General features: G+C 31.0%; 15 protein-coding genes. 6 read left to right on the top strand and 9 right to left on the bottom strand.

The features are described 5' to 3' along the window. The first annotated feature begins 153 nt into the window (after nucleotides 1-153). Together nhaC and MPF19_RS16430 are read left to right on the top strand one after the other, a co-directional pair. Nucleotides 154-1623 (top strand): Na+/H+ antiporter NhaC, encoded by a 1470-nt coding sequence (gene nhaC / locus MPF19_RS16435; protein WP_249989299.1) that lies wholly within the window; start codon nucleotides 154-156, stop codon nucleotides 1621-1623. Nucleotide 1624: 1 nt separating this feature from the next. Continuing rightward, nucleotides 1625-2074 (top strand): GNAT family N-acetyltransferase, encoded by a 450-nt coding sequence (locus MPF19_RS16430; protein WP_249989298.1) that lies wholly within the window; start codon nucleotides 1625-1627, stop codon nucleotides 2072-2074. Nucleotides 2075-2086: 12 nt separating this feature from the next. Here the strand turns inward: MPF19_RS16430 and MPF19_RS16425 are convergent, their stop codons facing one another. The 8 genes from MPF19_RS16425 to MPF19_RS16390 all read right to left on the bottom strand — a co-directional run bounded on the left by MPF19_RS16425 (nucleotide 2087) and on the right by MPF19_RS16390 (nucleotide 12718). Beyond that, on the bottom strand, nucleotides 2087-2662 hold the full coding sequence (locus MPF19_RS16425; protein ID WP_249989297.1) for a phosphatase PAP2 family protein: 576 nt from the start codon (nucleotides 2660-2662) through the stop codon (nucleotides 2087-2089). Nucleotides 2663-2734: 72 nt separating this feature from the next. After that, a complete protein-coding gene (locus MPF19_RS16420) occupies nucleotides 2735-3616 on the bottom strand; it encodes a diacylglycerol/lipid kinase family protein (RefSeq protein WP_249989296.1) in 882 nt (293 codons plus the stop codon). A gap of 5 nt (nucleotides 3617-3621) precedes the next feature. Continuing rightward, nucleotides 3622-5595, bottom strand: coding sequence for an LTA synthase family protein (locus tag MPF19_RS16415; protein WP_249989295.1), 1974 nt, complete (start codon nucleotides 5593-5595; stop codon nucleotides 3622-3624). Nucleotides 5596-5808: 213 nt separating this feature from the next. Then, nucleotides 5809-8217 carry an outer membrane beta-barrel family protein gene (locus MPF19_RS16410; RefSeq protein WP_249989294.1) on the bottom strand — a complete coding sequence of 803 codons (2409 nt, stop codon included), beginning with the start codon at nucleotides 8215-8217 and terminating at the stop codon, nucleotides 5809-5811. A 99-nt stretch (nucleotides 8218-8316) separates the two neighbouring features. After that, entirely contained in the window at nucleotides 8317-9564 is a 1248-nt protein-coding gene (locus MPF19_RS16405; RefSeq protein ID WP_249989293.1) for a sensor histidine kinase, read from the bottom strand. 4 nt (nucleotides 9565-9568) lie between these two features. Beyond that, nucleotides 9569-10243, bottom strand: a complete 675-nt coding sequence (locus MPF19_RS16400) for a response regulator transcription factor (RefSeq protein ID WP_203394875.1) — start codon at nucleotides 10241-10243, stop codon at nucleotides 9569-9571. A gap of 94 nt (nucleotides 10244-10337) precedes the next feature. Continuing rightward, complete coding sequence (locus MPF19_RS16395; RefSeq protein WP_249989292.1) at nucleotides 10338-10595, bottom strand: hypothetical protein; 258 nt, start codon at nucleotides 10593-10595, stop codon at nucleotides 10338-10340. A 164-nt stretch (nucleotides 10596-10759) separates the two neighbouring features. Further along, complete coding sequence (locus tag MPF19_RS16390; RefSeq protein WP_249989291.1) at nucleotides 10760-12718, bottom strand: putative porin; 1959 nt, start codon at nucleotides 12716-12718, stop codon at nucleotides 10760-10762. Between the two features lie 124 nt (nucleotides 12719-12842). Here MPF19_RS16390 and rnhB point away from each other — a divergent pair, with 124 nt between their 5' ends. Next, nucleotides 12843-13442: a ribonuclease HII gene (gene rnhB / locus MPF19_RS16385; protein WP_249989290.1), complete on the top strand. Its 600-nt coding sequence runs from the start codon at nucleotides 12843-12845 to the stop codon at nucleotides 13440-13442. A 253-nt stretch (nucleotides 13443-13695) separates the two neighbouring features. Beyond that, a complete protein-coding gene (locus tag MPF19_RS16380) occupies nucleotides 13696-14748 on the top strand; it encodes a nucleoid-associated protein (RefSeq protein WP_203394871.1) in 1053 nt (350 codons plus the stop codon). A 97-nt stretch (nucleotides 14749-14845) separates the two neighbouring features. Here the strand turns inward: MPF19_RS16380 and lipB are convergent, their stop codons facing one another. Beyond that, on the bottom strand, nucleotides 14846-15550 hold the full coding sequence (gene lipB / locus MPF19_RS16375) for a lipoyl(octanoyl) transferase LipB (protein WP_249989289.1): 705 nt from the start codon (nucleotides 15548-15550) through the stop codon (nucleotides 14846-14848). Between the two features lie 65 nt (nucleotides 15551-15615). On the opposite strand from lipB, the gene MPF19_RS16370 reads away from it, so the two are divergent. After that, complete coding sequence (locus MPF19_RS16370; RefSeq protein WP_249989288.1) at nucleotides 15616-19332, top strand: zinc-dependent metalloprotease family protein; 3717 nt, start codon at nucleotides 15616-15618, stop codon at nucleotides 19330-19332. Beyond that, nucleotides 19329-20009, top strand: a complete 681-nt coding sequence (locus tag MPF19_RS16365; RefSeq protein ID WP_249989287.1) for a fibronectin type III domain-containing protein — start codon at nucleotides 19329-19331, stop codon at nucleotides 20007-20009. Before MPF19_RS16370 ends, MPF19_RS16365 begins: the two co-directional genes overlap by 4 nt. Nucleotides 20010-20080 lie beyond the last annotated feature (71 nt).

The following is a 20080-nucleotide window of genomic DNA, read 5'->3' as shown; positions in this document are numbered from 1 at the left end:
TAAAAATAGAAAAACCATTTTATGTATATTAAAATGGATAAAAAATAATTAGAGTTGTATATTTTTCATTTTTGTTAAAAAGAATTGTTGATAAGGATTCAATTTGCATAACTTCTTGTAAAATCGTAACATTACACAAACAAAATGATACGCATGCCAGAGGACAAGAATCTTTCAGAAATAAACATAGAAGACCAATTAATTATAGAAAATAAGGAGTTAAGTCTTTTAGAATCTTTAATTCCGGTAGTAATTTTAATGGGGTTATTGGCATATAATATCTTTTTTGTGGAAGATCAAGAATGGTTTGGCGGGTATACAAATCAGTTTATTTTATTAATCGGAGGTGCAGTAGCAGCTGCCGTTGGTTTTTTTAACAAAGTTTCTCTTACGGTAATGATTGCAGAGGTTTGGGAAAACTGGAAAAGTGTTTTTGTGCCAATTTTAATTCTTTTTTTAGTAGGCGCTTTAGCAGGTACTTGGTTAGTTAGTGGCGTAATACCTGCCATGGTATATTACGGGTTACAAGTTTTAAGTCCGGGTATATTTTTACCGGCATCTGTAGTTATTGCCGCAATAATTTCTATTGCAACAGGTAGTTCTTGGACTACTTCTGCAACGGTTGGTATTGCTTTGGTAGGTATTGGTAGTGCTTTGGGAATTCCAACAGGAATGATTGCCGGAGCCGTAATTTCCGGAGCCTATTTTGGAGATAAAATGTCGCCACTTTCCGATACTACAAATTTAGCACCAGCAATGGCAGGGACAGATTTGTTTACGCATATAAAATACATGACTATTACTACGGTACCAACAATTATAGTAACCTTAATAGTGTTTGCTATTTTAAGTGCTACTATAGATACCACAGGTACTGCAGATATTAGTGATTTACTGGCAACGATAGATAACACATTTCATATTTCACCATGGTTATTTTTAGTTCCTGGTATTGTTATCGCAATGATTTTAATGAAAACAAAACCTTTAATTGCTTTGGTAACAGGTGTCGTGTTAGCAGCTATTTTTGCGTTTATTTTTCAAAGTGATGTTTTAGATAGTTTATCAGATTCTAAATTTCAATCAATAACAAATGCCATTTTAACAGACACTAATATTAAAACAGATGATGCTAAATTATCAGAACTTTTTTCTTCTGGAGGAATGAATGGAATGATTTGGACCATTTTATTAATTGTTTGCGCCATGGTTTTTGGAGGAATTATGGATGCCATTGGGGCACTAGCAAAAATTACAAAAGGGTTATTGTCTATAGCAACTTCCGTTTTTGGATTATTTGCCAGTACCGTACTAAGTTGTTTAGGATTAAATATAATTGCTTCAGACCAATATTTGGCAATTGTAATTCCGGGTAAAATGTTTAAAAAAGCGTATGAAGATAAAGGTTTAGCACCAGAAAATTTAAGTAGAACTTTAGAAGATTCTGGTACGGTAACTTCAGCTTTAATTCCGTGGAATACCTGTGGAGCATATCAATCTACTGTATTGGGAGTTTCAGTGGCAGATTATGCCGTTTATGCTATTTTTAATTATTTAAGTCCAATTACATCCTTATTATTTGCCGCTTTAAATATTAAAATTAGACAGTTAGTAAAAAAATAATATGATAGTTTCTGCGCTTATTTCTGATGCAAAAATACTTACAGAAGTTGCTTTAAAATCGAAAGCTTATTGGGGGTATTCTAGTAAATTGATAGAAGGTTGGAGAGCAGACTTAACTGTTACCCCTGAAACCATAGAAACTTGCAACGTATATAAACTTATGGTTGATGACGTGGCTGTTGGTTTTTATGTATTGAATAATCCTAAAGAAGATCTAGTTAAATTAGAAATGTTGTTTGTTTTACCTCTTTTTATTGGTAAAGGCATCGGAAAAAAGTTGTTAGTACATGCGTTAAAAAAAGCAATAACGGCTAATGCGACAACAATAGAATTAGTGGCTGACCCAAACGCAATCCCTTTTTATAAATATCAGGGGTTTCTAGAAAAGGGTAAGATAGGTAGTGCTGTATTGGGACGTTTTTTGTCTTTAATGCAAAAAGATCTGAATTAAAAAAAACGACTTTTAAAAAAGATATTTAAAACCAACTAAATATTCATTATTAGCACTATTAAAAGTAAGTTCCATGTGCTCTTGTTGATATGCTGTAGTGAATAATAAATTACTTCCTAGACCTATTGCAGCTCCGGCTAAAACATCTAAAAAATCATGTTTTTTAGAGTCAATTCTACTCGCCGCAGTAAAACCAGCAATTAAATAAGCAGGAATACTATATTTAAAACCATAGCGTCTATGTATAAAACCAGCACTATGAAATGTTGTAGAGGTATGACCTGATGGAAATGAATTGTTATTACTCATATCTGGGCGTTGTTTATTAACTCCAATTTTTAAACCGTAGGTAACTGCATTAGTAATTAAAAGGCCTTTTGTAAATTGCCAAGTTCCTTTTTTATCACCTATAATAAAAGTAGAGCTTAAAGTAGCCAATGGTAAAGCAAAGAGCGCTATATCTCCTATTTGTTGTGTTGTTCCTGATTTTTCTTTAACAACACTAGCATCTTGAGCTAAAATTGTTGAACATGTAAAAAATAATACAATAAAAGGCAGTAAAATAAATTTTGTATGTTTTGGGTTCATTACTTTTAAAATTAAATTTTTAAAAGTAATGAAGAATTCTAAAGAAAATTTAAAGATAAATGGTGTATTAACTTAAGTTAGTACGTATAAAGATCTTTCCTTTACAGAAATGAAAAGTAATTCTTCTTCAATCTTAGCAAGTTCTCCATCTATTTGTGCTTCAAAAATAGGGCCTCTTTTTCTTGTTAATTTTATTTCCCTTTCTTGAAAATATTTTACTTCCTTTAATAAATTGGGTTTTTTAATAAATACACAAAAACCAAAAAAAAGCATCTTTAATTTGCCTATTTTGGGAACAATTATCACGTCTAGAAGTCCGTCTTTTAGAGATGCCTTGGGTGTTAAGCTAAAGTGATACCCCAATTCATTTGAATTAGAAATAAATATTAAAAAAGGATTTAAGACTTCTGAATCGTCATTAATAGTGATGCTAATTTCCGCTCGTTTATCAAATTCACGGAAAGATTTTAAAGAAGATTTTATATAAGAAAGAAGTGTTCTTTTTAATGAAGCTTCATAGTTTTCTATAACATTTGCAGTAAAGCCAAAACCTGTATTACTAAAAAAATAACGATCATTTACACAACCAACATCTATGGATGTTTTCTTATTATTTTTTATGGTGTAAAAAGCTTGCAGTATATTTTTTGGAATACTCAAATTAGAAGCCAAACCGTTACCAGAACCAATGGGTACAATTCCTAAAGGAATAGTTGTTCCTACAAGTGTAGACGCCACTTCGTTTATAGTTCCGTCTCCACCACATGCTACAATAATTGCAGCTTTATTAAGAATAGATTCTTTAGTGAGGTTTATGGCATGTCCTTTAAAATTAGACGTTTTAATAGTAATTTTATAGGTGTCTACTTCAAAATATTGCTGAAGAAATGTTTTAGAAAAACGATGTTTTCCAGAACCTGCAATAGGGTTTACGATAAAATGAATAGCTATCAAAATTGTTACTCTTTTATTTTTAATCCGTTATTTCTATACAAATCATCTGCAACTTCATAAAAAGAAATAGCTTTGTTTTCAAATTTTTTATCTGTAGGAACGAGTTTTAAACTGTTGTCAGAAGGATTCCAAGAATAGAAATTGGCGTTTTTTTGTTCGTCTAATATCAATACTTTTTTATCTTTTAGATACCCTAATTTTCTATAATTACCAATAAAAGCTCTTTCTTCATTCGGTAGCATAGTTAAAATATTTTGGCCAAAGAGGTTAGAGGTGTAATCCCAATTAAAGGTAGCAAACAATGTAGGAAATACATCTATTTGTGAGGCAAGTTTGTCTATCTTTTTTGGTTGCTGATTGGGTAAATTAAATATAATTGCAGGTATATGGTAATTTTTTACGTCTAATTCCCAACGTCCGGCACTGCTAGCACAATGATCACTCATAATCACAAAAACAGTATTGTGAAACCAAGGTTTTTGTTTTGCTTTTTTTATGAATTGTGCAATAGCATAGTCTGTATACTTTACAGCTCCATTTCTTCCTGTTCCCGAAGGAATATCTATTTTACCTGTCGGATACGTATATGGTTTGTGGTTTGATGTTGTCATTACAAAATCGAAAAAAGGTTTGCTAGAATCGTGCGCTTTGTCTGCTTCTTTTATTACTTTATTGTAAAGATCCATATCACAAACTCCCCAAGCGTTTTCAAAAGTAACTTCGGCATCTTCAATGTTGGTTCTTGTAGTTGAAATGCTTTTGTCTAATAAAAATCCACGACCCCTATCTACAATATTAAACCCATTTCCTCCAAAAAAAGTATTCATGTTATCAAAATATCCATCACCTCCATAGAAGAAATTACGCTCGTATCCTTTTTGTTTAAAAACTTCACCAATTGTAAATAGCCCTTGATTTTCTTTTCGTTTTACAATGCTTCTTCCCGCTGTTGGCGGAATGGATAAAGTTATAGCCTCCATACCTCTTACAGTTCGCGTTCCTGTAGCAAAGAGGTTTTTAAAAAACAAACTATTATTTTCTAAAGAATCTATAGTGGGTGTAATGTTGTTGGTGTTTCCAAATTCTTTTAAAAAATTGGCACTTAAACTTTCGATACAAATAAAAATTACATTAGGTTTAATGGCTTTTGAAATACTATCAGAATTTACAATTGTTCTATAAATAGCATTTTTATTTGGGTTTATAAATGTGTTTTTTGAATCCAACATACTAGCTTTTACCGATTTGTATGCTGCTTCTTTCGGAATAATTTTATAGAATTCGTTGTAGGGTAATTCGTTGTTTCTAAATGCTGCAAAGAAAGAGTAAATCCCTGCTTTTGCCAATTCATTATTATATCTATTATTAGAGAAGTCAGCTTGTTTGTTTGTAATAAATAAGGTGCTTATTGCTACAATTATAAACCAAGGAATGGTAGCAATTAATTTTGATGTAAAATTAGTTTCACTGGTAAAAACTTTGCCAAAATAGCCTAATTTATAAACCAAAACAATACTAATTAAAACCAATGCTAACATTGCCGAAATAAGAATAGGCAAAGGGTACGATTCATTTATATTTTCAACAACTTCATAAGTATAAATTAAATAATCTACTGCAATAAAATTATAGCGTCTCTGAAATTCTTCCCAGAATGTAAATTCACCAAAAAAAGAAAAGAATAGTATGAGCACCCCTAAAGAGAAACTAAAATAGGTGATAATTTTATCTATTATAGAACCATAAAAATGCTTTGGAAAAAGAAGTAAGTAGATAAGATATGGAATTGTAAAAAATGAAATTGTGGCAACATCAAATAAAAAGCCAATTAGAAAAGTTTTTCCTATTGTAAAACCACTTTTGTCTAGTTCAGAAAAGTTCCAAATTAAGAAACTCAATCTAATAATAAATGATAGTATAAGAAACAAGCTAATGTAAGCTTTTAGCAACGCAAAACGAGAAGGGAAAATTTTGTTCATTCGTAATAGATTCTATATTAAATATGTCAAAATTAATTTATAATTCTAAAGTAATTCTAAAGTAATTTTAAATGAAACCTTAAGGAAATCTAAAGCGTATTGTAGCTGTTTTTTATGATATAATTATTTATTTTCATAATTGATATCGATTTTAATTATAACTATAAAACGAATCATCAATTTTAAAGGAAACCTTAAGACAATTAAGTAGGATTAAAACTTATAAGTATACCCTAAACGAATTACTTGAGTTTCATAATAATTATTACTAGTGTAGCTAAAACCTTGCCCTTCAACTGTTTTTTTAATTACCATGGTGTTTAATAAATCTGTAGCATTAAAAAAGAGTTCTCCTTTTCCTTTCTGAATTGATTTTTTAAGTCCTAGATCTAAAGAGAACATAGATTCCCTTCTACCTTGCGGAATAATATCTGGGGCTAAATAGCTTGCCGTTAATTGTGCGTCTAACTTATTTGAAAAATGAAAGGTGTTGTTTAGTTTTAACGTTCCGGAAGTTATTTTTTGTTGATCCGCAGAAAAAATATTTTCACTTGGATATAAATTTACAACAGAAAAAGCATCTATTTTATTTTGATAGATGTTTCCATTTAAGTTAAATGAATAGCTATCGGAAACCTCTTGCTCATAAACCATTTCTAGACCACTATTAGAACTTTTACCTGCATTTTGAAATATGGCATAAATTAAAGGATCATTGCCAATAGAACTAGAAATTCTTGTGATGGTTCCGTCTGCAAAACGATGATAAATGGCACTGTATAAACTACCAGAATTCCAATTGGTTTTATAACCTAATTCTAATAAGTTGGTAAACTGCGGACGTAAATTGGGGTTTCCTACTTTAATGATTTCTGCATCATCATATTTTGGAAAAATACGAATATCAACTTCATTGGGTCTGTCTACACGTCGGTTATAGAAAATAGAAATTTTATTGTTTTCATCAATTTTTTTAGCAAATCGAACATTTGGGAACGGCTCAAAATAATCATAACCACCATTTTTGTAAGTGTTATGATCTGGGTTTACGTTATAGTTTAAATCTACATATTCTATACGCAAACCTATTTCTGCTTCGTACTTTTCATTCTCAAAAATATAGTTTCCATACACAGCAGGAATCAATTCTTTGTATTCTGCTTCGCCACCTGCTTCAATATCAAGAGGTGTGTTGGTTCCTGGAAAAAACTGCATGTTAATAGGAATATTTCTTTTTCTAAATTTTAAACCTGTTTCCATTTTACCATATTTTAATGGTTTCACATAATCAATATTAAAATCATACACTTGCTCATCAGAAAGTAATTTAAAAGAGTTTTCACTTACGGGCTCGTTTGGTAAAATATTATCGAAAAAATATTTTTCATCTTCTCTATGAAAGGTGTAATTAAAACCAAGCGTTAAATTATGTCCGGCTTCTTTAAATTTATGTACAAAGTTAGCGGTTGCCATTGCAGTAATTTTTACTTCATCTTCTAGAAATTGCCAAAGTCTTAAACGATTGCTTAAATCTTCATTAAAAAATGGTTGGTCTCCATTGTCAATAATTACTTCAGTACCGTATAAACCAGAAAAAGTAAAACTGTTTTTATTATCTATATTCCAATCTATACCTGATTTTAAGGTTGAAAAATGTGTGTCCCTATTTCGTTTAGATTGTTGCTTAATAATAGTTCCATCATCATACGTACGAGTAACGAACTCGTTTTTATTCAGCGTTTCGGTGTATAAATAATCACCTTGAAAAAAAACATTGATATTGTTTTTTCTGTAATTTAAAGATAACGATGGATTAATTTTTGGCGTTGCCGAATATTGAGGTCTTATACTTGGTAAGTTTTCTTTGCGTTCCCACAAAGCACCTAAACCTCCCGTAAAACCTACTTTACCATTAAAACCTTGTACTTTGTTTTTTTTGTAAATAATGTTGATAATCCCTCCATTTCCATTGGCATCATATTTAGAAGACGGATTGTTAATCACCTCAATTCTATCAATAGCAGAAGAAGGAATATTGTCTAAACCAGCTTGATTTCCAAAACCAGTAAGCGCAGTTTGTTTGCCATCAATAAGTACAATTACTTTATCATTTCCACGTAATTTTACCTTACCATCTAAAACACTTACACTTGGTAAATTTTGCATGGCTTGTAAAACAGAACCACCACTTTGATTGATATTATCTTTTAAGGAATAGGTTTTCTTATCCATTTTCGCACTAATTTCATCTTGTTTCGTGTCAATTACAATTTCACTCAAACTGGTGACGTCTGGGGTAAGTAGAATTGTCTTTAAATTGATGAAATTAGATAAGGTTCCTATGTAAATGGCTTCTTTGTAGGTAAGATAACCTATGCTAGAAATTTCTAAAAAGTAGTTTCCAGAAGTTACGTTGCTTATGGTAAAAAAACCATTATCGTTTGTTGCGGTTCCAACTACAAAGGCTTTCTCTGTTTTCGATTTCAGAACTACATTTGCGTATGCAATTACATTTTTACTGTTATTTTCTTTTACGTTTCCAGAAATAGTAACTTTATTTTGAGAAAACAAGGGTGTAGAAAATGAAAGTACTACAACAAATAATAATATTTTTTTGAGCATTATTTTAAGATTTTCTGCAATAATAAGGTTCAAATCTTAAGTTTTTCTTAAGTTTTGATAACTGAATTATACCAAATGAATTTTGATGTTTATTTGGTATTATTTAAAACGAACAGAGAAAATATGTTGATGCTCTTTAAAAGAATAGGATGGAGTAAATCCATAAAAATCGCAAATCTTTTTTACAATGGCTAAACCCAACCCTGTGGAATGTTTTCTATTAGATTCTTTATAAAAACGTAAAAATATATTTTCAGGATTTACCAGTGCTTTGTCTCCAAAATTAGAAATACTTAAAATAGAACCATTGGTGTAAACTGTAATTTCTTCTTCCTTTTTACTATGTTTTATAGCGTTGGAAATTAAATTGTTTATAAGAATATCTGCCAAGTAAGAATCCATAGAAATGGTTAATTCTTTTTCTGAATACAGAGAAAGGTGTACTTGTTTTAATTCTTTAAAGTTCTCTATTTTTTCATTGATAAGTTTCGTGAGATTTACAACTTCAATATTTATAAACTGATGGTTGTCTATTTTGGTAAGTATTGTTATTTTTTTATTCAGTTGTTTTAAACGTTGAATATCTTTTTGAATGGAAGTTACTTGTACAAACTGTTTGTCATTTATGCCATGCTCATTTATGAGATTGTCAATTTTAGCTTGAATAATGGCTAAAGGAGTTTGCATTTCATGCGATACATTTTCAGAGAATTGTTTTAAATTCTCGTAATCTGTTTTTACTTTTTCCGTAAGCAATATAATTTCATTTTTTAATTCAGAAAACTCTAGAACATCGCTATCTATAAGCGCTATTGGTTCTTTAGAAGTTAGAGAAAAATGTTTCATTTGCTCTAAGTTTTTAAAAAAAGGATGCCATAATTTTAGATTTTTTTTTCTATTAAAATAAAAAAGAAACATAAAGGTTGCAACCAATATCAGTATATTAGAAATAACGATTGCCACCAAAAAACTTTCGGACTCTACCACCAAATTCCGCACCGTTATTTTATAGTTTTTTCCATTAATTTTTTTGAAAGTAGATAACTCTCTAAATAGTTCCATTTCATCTTGTGAAGGGTCGTAAATTAAGGTGTCTTTTAATACTTTACTTTTTAAGTGGTCTGTTATAATTACTTCGGTAACTGGAGGAAGTGATAAGCTGGTACTTCCATTTTTTAAAGCATTAATCACTCGTGCTTCGGTGGAATAAAGTTCTTCTTCTATCTCACTTTTTAAAAGGTTTTTTGTGTAAAAATATAAGATTACAGCGCTTAAAAAAGCCAAAATAAAGCCTGTTAAAAGGAATGTTTTAGAAGTTTTTTTTAGAAGCGTTACTTTTTTTGACATGTGTTTAATCCTCTATAAATTTATAACCGCTTCCGTAAGCAGTCTTAATATATTTAGCGCCTTCTATTGTTAGTTTTTTACGTAAATTATTGATATGAACATAAATAAAATCAAAATTATCTAGTAAATCACTATTATCTCCCCAAAGATGTTCCGCTATAATTTCTTTGGATAAAACACGTCCTTTATTAGAAATAAAAAAGACTAATAAATCGTATTCTTTGCGGGTTAACGATATTGGTTTTCCTTCAATATGAGTAGTTCTGGCGTTGGTGTTAATTTGTATTTCATGAAACGTTATAATTTCATCGCCGCCATATTTACCTCTTCTAAGTACTGCGTTAATTCTGGCGTTAAGCTCTGCTAAATGAAACGGTTTTGTAATATAATCATCTGCTCCTAAATCTAAACCTTCTAATTTGTCTGATAATGAGTTGTTGGCAGAAATGATAATTACACCCGCCTTTTTCTTATTTTGTTTCAATGATTTTAGTACTTCTAAACCGCTGCCCGAAACCAAATTAATGTCTAAAATAATAATATCATAATCATATATGGCGGTTTTTTCAGAAGCTTCATAAAAATCTGATGCTACTTCACAAATATTTCCATCGCGTTGCAAGTAAGTTACGATAGATTGTTGTAAATCTAGTTCATCCTCAGCTATTAGATATTTCATGCCTATAAATTTAAAACAATAAAATTAGTATTCGATTCTAAATTTAATCTAAAGAGAAGGTTTTTTAATTTATGTTAAGAGAAAGGTAAGAGTTCTATTGTTTCTTATGGTTGTTTCCTTGTAAAGAAAAAAGATTTAAAACAATAGAAATGATTAAAAGCAACCACGGACTTCCGTGTAGCAAAACATCAAACCAATCTTGAGATTGCATGGCGTGTTCCCCAGAAAAAGCTCCTCCACCTAAAATCCATTGAATTTTACCCCAAATATGTGGCGGATTAAAAGGCGCAAGCCCTAAAGTTAAACTTGCCATTAAAAAGAGTTTCCAGTTATCTTTAAGTTGTTTTATCATTTTTACTTAATTTAAAATTTTTGTAAATTGAAAATATAAAAATTATAGCTGATTGAAGGGTTGTATAGGTTAGAATTCTAAAGTAGAAACCAAAATTATAATAAAATTAATTTATGAGCAAACTAGCTAAAAGTCCTTCCCTTCGGGAAGGATTTAGGATGGGCTTATATAAACCAGTTCCAAACCAATCCAAAACGAATGGTAAAATCTCTATACGGATAATTAGGTGCAGAGTAATAGTTTTTTTCTGTAAAGCTAGAAGTTACATTCTCTATTTTTAAAAACAAACGCGTTCTTCGCACTTGTGCGTTAAAGAAAACATCTATAGAAGGAAAGCCAATTTCTTGGTCATTTTGCAAGGTGAATTCTGCCAATAACGGATTATAAGCATTCATTTTATACTTTGTAAAGTAGTTAAAAGTTGCTCCCATATTTACCAACATTGGTTTTCCTTTAAACCAGTAATCTTGGTAATAGAATGTGTTTCTGGTAACCAATTCTGGTACTCTAAAAACAGAACTTCCGCTACTTACGTTTTGGTACATTATGGTATTGTCTAAAGCAAACTTTTTATAGCGAAACTCTCTACTAACTTTTACTTTTAAATAGGTAATTTGGTTATTAAATTGTTGCGGTTTGTTATCGGCATCAAAATACGTGTAATTATCTATGTTGGTAAAATTAACCGAAGCATTTAACCATTTAGAACTTAAATCGAACCCTAAATCTCTAGTGTTTACAGAGCTAAAGTCGTTATACCAGTTATAAGCATCGTATTTACTTTGGTGTAGTAAGGTGTTAAAATTTGGCGACTTAGAACTAATTAACAAGCTTCCTTTTATTGCAAAAACGCTATCCTTTTTATACAAAGCCTCTCCTTGTAAAAAGTTACCAGACAATCTACCACTTCCTGGAGATAAATTACCCGTAGCATTTAAATGAAAGTTTTTAATCTTAGCATTCCAATCTGCACCAACAGAGATGGCACTACCTTCTAATTTTATTTTAGAAATGTTACTATTTGAGTTTAAAATAGAGTCATATCCGTAAGAATAATTTGTAATATTTACTTTCGCTTTAAATTTACCCAGTACGTATTTAGAATTAAATTCTAAGTTTAACTCATTATTAGTAATGGTATTTTTAGCTTGGTTATTGCTTGCTCCAGAATCATTAGAATCACCAAAAAACTCTGTAGTTATTGTAGGTTGCGTAAAACTATATTCTTTGGTTTCTGTCGTAAAAACATGTCCAACTTTTAAGTTGCTAAAATCTTTTTTATGGACGCTGTCTTTATTTGATATCAGTTTATAACTATGCTCTAAATAAAGCCTTCTACCTTCAAAATTATTTTCTGCATCATCTAAATTTACATCTAAATAAGACCTTGTAGTATAGTCTGGATCATTACTTTCAAACTTCTCAATTTCCGCTTGTGGCAATCCACCACTTTCTTCGTTAAAGAAATCTTGAGATGTTAAGTGACCACGAATTTCATATTGGTTTTCTTTAGTTCTGTAATGAAAAGCACCTCTAAAATTACCATGACTTGCTAAAGATCTTCTGTAAGCACCTAAAGAACGAATCCCTTTATAAGAAAGAGATACGTTTAATCTCGGAGAAAAGTTTGCCGTAAAAATAGCGTCTAGAATTTGCCCTTGTTGCAAACCAGTTCTGTATGTAATTTCTGTTGTTGGTGTAGGAACCTCGTAATATTTTATTTCATCAACATCTAAATAACTAAACTGTTTTGCGGTAAAACCAATATCTGGTAATAATTTTAGATTATTAAAATCATACCCTAAATTGGTGAAAGTTTGTCCTTGATTATGAAAAGCCAATAACTCAAAGTTATCAGTTCTTAAATAATTAAACTTATAGTCTTTTTGTATCGATAAAGTAGTATCTATATAGGTAGTATCTCTATCGTGAGAAAATATTTTGTAGTCCGTATACTTTGTTTTACCAGATAACTTTACCTTAATTTCTCCCGTATTTCTAAGGGTGTCATTTTGTGTGGTATTATAACCGTTTTCTTGAACTGGGTTAAAAGTTCTTTGAGAAAACAAGGTGTTTGTTATAAAGAGAACAAAAATTGATAAGAAAAATAACGATTTATTCATAGACTGTTTGTGCAATGGCAAATGTAAAATAATTAAACGAAAATAATTGTTAATAATTATTATGAAATCTGTTAATTAAGGCATGTTTCTTCAAATGTATTTAAACTTTTCTTTTCTTTGCAAAATGTTAGCATCAAATTATAGTGGTTTTTCTTTAGAAGCCGGCACAGATGAAGCCGGTAGAGGTTGCCTATGTGGGCCTGTTGTGGCAGCTGCGGTAATTTTACCAAAAGATTTTACACATCCTTTTTTAAACGACTCTAAGCAATTGTCCGAAAAAAAGAGGGATCAATTGCGTCCGTTTATAGAAGAAAATGCCATTGCTTTTGGCGTTTCTTTTGTTTGGCAAGAAGAAGTAGATCAAATAAATGTGTTGCAAGCCTCTATTACAGGCATGCATCGTTCTATCGAAATGCTTAAAATTCAGCCAGAATTTATTATTGTAGACGGAAATAAATTTAGAGATTACAAAGATATTCCGCATGAAACCATTGTAAAAGGTGATGCTAAATATCTAAGTATTGCCGCCGCTTCTGTATTGGCAAAAACCTATAGAGATGAGTATATGGCAAAGATTCATCAAGAATTCCCAATGTATAATTGGGCAAAAAATAAAGGATATCCAACTAAAGAACACAGAAACGGAATTAGAGAATTTGGCGCAACAAAATACCACAGAAAAACGTTTAAGTTGTTGCCAGAACAGACAAAATTAAAGATGTAAATTGTTTTTTAGAAGCTATTTCCTGCTTTTACTACTCGCTTTTTTACTTCTGTTCTCGATACAAATTTGCTCATTCTTTACAAATTCACTCGAACTGACAGTAAAAAAGAGCTCAAACAAATAGCCTGTCTTGAGCGCAGTCGAAAGGTTCAATCAGGGCTAAGCCATTTTGCTAACTTTTAGAAAATCTCATACAATTATTTCCTTTTTATTTAAAAACTTCAACTATTTTTACGCTCCAAAAATTTAAGTAATGATTAGAAAAACCAAAGCAGAAATTACCAAATGTATTTTACATAAAGTAGCCAATAAATTTAATAGCGGACAAAATGTTTTTTCTGAAGACTTAATTCGTTTCGACCAAGAAAGTTACGATTTAATGAAAGGTTTTTTATTAAAGCCATTCGGAAATTTAACTCAAAGTTACCGTTTTACAAAACATGAAGACGTACGTTTAAACGAGGTAAATAAATTTGCTTCAGAGGTTTTTACAGACGAAGAAAGTTTTGTAGAATACTCTAAAAGCATTGTAAACCATTTATTTGAACAATCTAATTCAGCACAAATAAAAACTGGTGATGTTTTGGTGGTTTATATAGAAGGTATCGAGTATAAAGATGTTTTAACAGAAGCAATTGGAGTTTTTAAAATAGAAAATAAAGTAGATTTCTTTCAGACTTATTTAGACGATAACGAAAGTTTTGATATTGTTGTACAAAAAGGAATTTCTACAAAAAGAATAGATAAAGGATGTTTGGTTTTAAACACTTCAGATGAAGAAGGTACCGTTGTATTGTCTGTAGATAATAATAATTACGATGCACAATATTGGGTTAAGAACTTCTTATCTGTAAAACTAGCAGACGATTATAATTCGCATACACAAAACTATTTAGAAATGTGTAAAGAATTTTCTGAAGAAGTAATTCAGCCAGAATTAGGCATGCACGAAAAAGGAAACTTCTTAGCAAGTACAGTAGATTATTTTAAAGAAAATGAAGCTGTAGATTACGCTACTTTTAAAGATGAGGTTTTTGATGATGAGAAACATAAAGAAAAATTTGACGAGTATAAAAATCACTTCGAGAAGTTAAACGATGTGTTAATCAGAAATAATTTTGATGTTTCTGGAGTTGTTTTAAAGAAGGAAAAAAACAAACTAAAAACAGAAATTAAGTTAGATACCAACATCAACATAAAACTAGATGTAGATGCACCAGAAGCGGCATCAGAATATTTAGAAAGAGGATATGATGAAGAAAAGAAAATGAAATACTATAAAGTGTATTTTAACGAAGAGAAATAGATTTAAGAATTTAGAAACAAGATTCTAGAAACAAATAGACACAGACTTCAGTCTGTGTCTATTTGTTTTAGAAAGCGATAAAGGCTTTAGCCAAATTCTAAGATTCAATAAACGTTTCCACTTCAAAAAGCACTTTAAAATGCTTTAAGATTTTAGATTTCACTTCTTCTACATCTACTTTTCTATTGAGTTCAGCTTCCATAGAAGTCACTGCTTTTCCTTTAATTCCACAAGGAATAATATTATCAAAATAACCAAGGTTTACGTTTGCATTCAAAGCAAAACCATGCATGGTAACCCAACGAGAAGAACGAATTCCCATAGCGCAAATCTTACGAGCAAATGGTGTTCCAACATCTAACCAAACACCTGTTTCACCAACGCTTCTTTCTGCTTTTATACCATATTCTGCAATGGTTAAAATAATAGCTTCTTCTAAAAAGCGTAAGTATTTATGTATGTCTGTAAAGAAGTTTTCTAAATCTAGAATTGGGTATCCAACAATTTGACCAGGACCATGATAGGTAATATCTCCACCACGATTTATTTTATAAAAAGTAGCCCCTTTTTCTGCCAACTGCTTTTCATTTAGTAATAAGTTACTCATATGTCCACTTTTACCTAAGGTGTAAACGTGCGGATGCTCTACAAATAAAAAGTAATTTTTGGTAGGGTTTTTGTTTTCACTTTTACGATTATCAATCTTAACATCTACAATTTCTTGTAATAATTCAGTTTGGTAATCCCAAGTTTCTTTGTAATCTTTTACGGATAAGTCCTTTAATAGTATGTTTCTATTCATAATGTCGACTACAAAGATAATTATTTCATTATATTTGATAACAATTTTATATAAATTACTGCTTTATGAATACAAGATTTTCTGTATTATTTATTTTTATAATATCTTTTTCTTCTATAGGTGTTGTAAATGCTCAGAATTTTTTAAAAAAGATTGATAAAAATAGTTATACAATTAAGGAAGACAAAGTTTATCAAAAGAAAAATTTTCCTAAAGCATATGATCTAGTCTCAATAGATGTAAATAGCTTTAATACAGTATTAAAATCAAAATCTAAAAGGGCACAAAAAACAATACAACTGCCAAATGCTAAAGGAGGCTTCTCTAATTTTTTAATTAAAGAAGATTCAAATTTTGAAACGAAGTTATCAGAAAAATTTTCAATGATTAAGTCGTATTCTGCTCAGGGAATAGAAGATCCTACGGCAGTAGCAAAAATTAGTGTTGGTACAGATGGTTTTCATGCGGTAGTGTATTCTGGTGTAGAAAAAACAGTATATATAGATCCTTATTCTAAAGATAATAAATCTTTAATAGTTTACAAAAGAAGTGATTTAGAACCAGATAAAGATGGGTTTACGTGTCATGTAGAAGAGGTTTCAAGAAGAGCTATTACGCAAGTAAATGCTTCTAAAAATGCTAATGACGGAAAATTAAGAACTTTTAGGTTAGCTTTAGTCTGTAGTGGAGAATACGCTCAATTTCATTTAACCAATCAAAATATATCAACTGCAGCAACAGATGAAGTGAAAAAAGCAGCAGTGTTATCTGCAATGAATACCACCATGACAAGAGTAAATGGTGTTTATGAAAGAGATTTATCTGTAAAGATGGTTATTGTTGGAGATAATGATAAAGTGATTTTTTTAGATGCTGCTACAGATAATATTACCGATGGAGATCCTGATATAATGCTTAACGAAGTACAAACAATCTGTGACGCAGAAATTGGAAATGCCAATTATGATATAGGACATGTTTTTAGTATTGGAGGAGATGGTTTAGCAGGTGGGGGCGTAGTTTGTATAACGGGAAGTAAAGCACGCGGTGTAACAGGAAGAAGTCAGCCTATTGGAGATGCTTATGATATAGATTATGTGGCACATGAAATGGGACATCAATTTGGCGCAAATCATACACAGAATAATGATGATTGTAATAGAAATAACGGAACAGCAGTAGAACCAGGAAGTGCTTCTACTATAATGGGGTATGCCGGTATTTGTTCGCCAAATGTACAATCTAAAAGTGATGATTATTTTCACGCAGTTAGCATTGCGGAAATGTGGAGTACCATTCAATCTTCTGCAAGTTGTGCTGTGTTAACAGATACAAATAATTCAGCTCCCACTGCAAATGCAGGGTTAGATTATAGTATTCCAAAATCTACACCTTTTTTATTAAAAGGAATTGGGACGGATGCAGACGGAACCGCTAGTTTAACCTATAATTGGGAGCAAACAGATAATGAGGTAGCAACAATGCCTCCTGTTGCAACAAATTCAGGAGGGCCAATGTTTAGATCTTTACCTTCTGCAACGAGTTCAGAAAGATACATGCCAGAATTAGCAACTGTGGTTGCAGGTAGTATTGCTTCAACTTGGGAAGTGTTGCCTTCTGTAGCAAGAGATTTAAATTTTTCTTTTCTAGTAAGAGATAATCATGCGGGTGGGGGAAGTACCGCAAGAGATAATATGAAAGTGACCGTAGAAGACGCAGATGCTTTTACCGTTTTAACACCAAGTACTCCGGTTACTTGGTATGGTGGTTCAACTCAAGCAATAACTTGGAATAAAGGAACCACGGATGTTACTCCTATTAATTGCCAAAATGTAACGATTAAATTGTCTATAGATGGCGGATTAACTTTTCCTATTATTTTAAAAGAAAACACACCAAATGATGGTACTGAAGATGTTGAAATTCCAGAGAATCCAACAACGTCTGCAAGAATTATGGTGGAAGCGGCAGATAATATTTTTTATAATGTAAATGCAACAAACTTTACAATAAACTCATCAACGCCAACTTTTGAAATGACGAACACAAGTGGAACACAGTTTGCTTGTAATACAGGAAATCAATCTGTAAGTTATCTTTTAAATTTTGATTTTGTAAACGGATTTTCGGAGGCGGTGTCTTTTACTGCAACGGGGCAATCAGCAGGATCTATAGTATCTTTTAATCCAACTACTATAAGTGGCGATGGCAATGTTACAGTGAACATAACGGGTTTAAATGGTGTAACTCCGCAAGCTTATACCATAAATGTAATAGGGAGTTCTTCGAGTATAAATAACAATATAGATCTGGGACTAAATATAACAACAGCTAGTTTTGGTGCTTTAACCTTAACATCTCCAGCTAATAATACTGATGAAATAGATTTAAGTACAACCTTAAATTGGGTTGCAGATTCAAACGCTAGTAATTACGATGTACAAGTGGCTACTGACAGTGGATTTGCTAATATAATAAACAGTGAAAACGTAACTTTAAATGAGTATTCTTTATCAGAACTTTCTGTAAATACCACTTATTTTTGGAGAGTAAAAGCTGAAAATAGTTGTGCAGAAGGTAGTTATTCAAATGTATTTCAATTTAAAACCTTAACACCTACGTATTGTGCTTCTAATTTTACAGATGATGTTATTGGGAAAGAATTTATAACTAATGTAACATTTAATACCATTAATAATAATTCTGGCAATGCTGCTGTAAATGGATATGAAGATTTTACGGCTATAGAAACGAAAGTGAAAAATGGAGAAGATCATCAAGTTTCTGTAACGCTAGATACGGGAGGGTTTCAAGATCATGTATATGTATTTATAGATTGGAATCAAGATTTTATTTTTGATAAAACAACGGAAAGGTATGATTTAGGAACAGAGTCTACTGATATAGGAACCAAAACTTTTATGATTACAGTTCCTACTGATGCAAAGTTTGGAAATACTACTATGAGAGTAGTTATAGAGTATGATGAATCAACCGATGGTTATGGTGATGGAGCCTGTGATTCTGATCATTTAACGGAATGGGGCGAAACCGAAGATTATACAATTGTTGTAATAGATTTAAACAATGTTTCTGTGCAAACAATATCAGAAACATGTGTAGATGAAAACGATGGTGTTATTGCGGTAAATGTAGTTAATACTGCATTCGATTATAATATAACTTTATCAAGTTCTGCAAGTACTGTTACTTCTGATGTAGTTGGTACTAGTAAAATATTCTCAGATTTAAGTCCGGGTATTTATAAGGTTTGTGTAGAGACAGTTCAACAGGGTTTTACACAATGTTATGAAGTTGAAATTATAGAATCTCTACCAATATCATTAAAAGCGAGTGCTAGTAAAACATCAAAAATATATTCTTTTGCTATTGATGAAGGTACGGCTCCTTTTAGTGTATTCTTAAATAATAAACTACTAAGAACTTCTAGTGAAAAAAGTTTTGAAATTGAGTTAAATGATGGGGGAATGTTAGAGATAAAAACAGCTAAAGATTGTGAGGGTGTGTATAAAACTACAATAGATGCCGTTATATTACTGCGAAATCCAGTAGGGAATTCTATTGATTTATTACTTCCTTTAGGAGTAGAAAATGAAAGAATGGAAGCACTAATTTTTGATATAAATGGTAAGTTAGTCTTTAAACATATGGTAAATATTCAAGGTCATTCCATGTCTATTCCGTTTCAACAATTTGCAAACGGTATTTATATTTTAAAATTACCAATTACTGCTAAACCTATTAAAATATTAAAGAGATGAGAAAAGCATTAATTGTTTTTAATTTATGTAGTATTTGCTTTTTAGCTGTAAATTGTTCTTCTAAAAATGATGAAAATAAAGCTCCGTCTGTTGTTCAGTTAGAGTTTCCTACAAAAGATCTTTTGTGTATAGATCATACAATTCCTTTTAATTGGAGTGATGCAACTGATTTAGAAAATGATGTTATTGAGTATAATATTATTATAGCAAAAGACAGAGAATTAACAGATGTTGTAGAAAATAGAACTGTTAGTGCAAGTGAGTTAACAGTAATTTTAGAGAAGTCTACAGCTTATTATTGGCAAGTAAAAGCAATAGATGTAGATAATAATCAAGAAAGTAATTCTGAAGTGTTTTCTTTTTATACAAAAGGAGATGGAGTTACAAATTATGCGCCTTTTATGGCTGATTTGCAAATGCCAGAAAACAATGGAAACGTTGCTGCAGGAACGGTTAATTTAGTTTGGGAAGCATCAGATATAGATGCAGCAGATACACTAACATATGAATTGTTTTTTGGGGAAGATGCGACCTTAACTTCTATAGATAATACACTTACTGTAAAATCATATATAGTTTCAGTGTTATCAGGAAAAACATATTCATGGCAAGTAAATGTAACAGATAATGCTGGCGCGAAGTCTATTGGGCAAGTTTTTACATTTACAGTAGATTAATAAGAATGTTTTTTTAAGTAGCTTCTTGATTTTTTTTACTGAAAGGGTCAAATGGATATAAACAAACAACA

The sequence above is a fragment of the Polaribacter sp. Z014 genome, from assembly GCF_023555435.1.
In the GTDB taxonomy this organism is placed as follows: Bacteria; Bacteroidota; Bacteroidia; order Flavobacteriales; family Flavobacteriaceae; genus Polaribacter.
The sequence above is the reverse complement of the archived record's forward strand: the minus strand, read 5'-3'. Positions and strand labels throughout refer to the sequence as shown.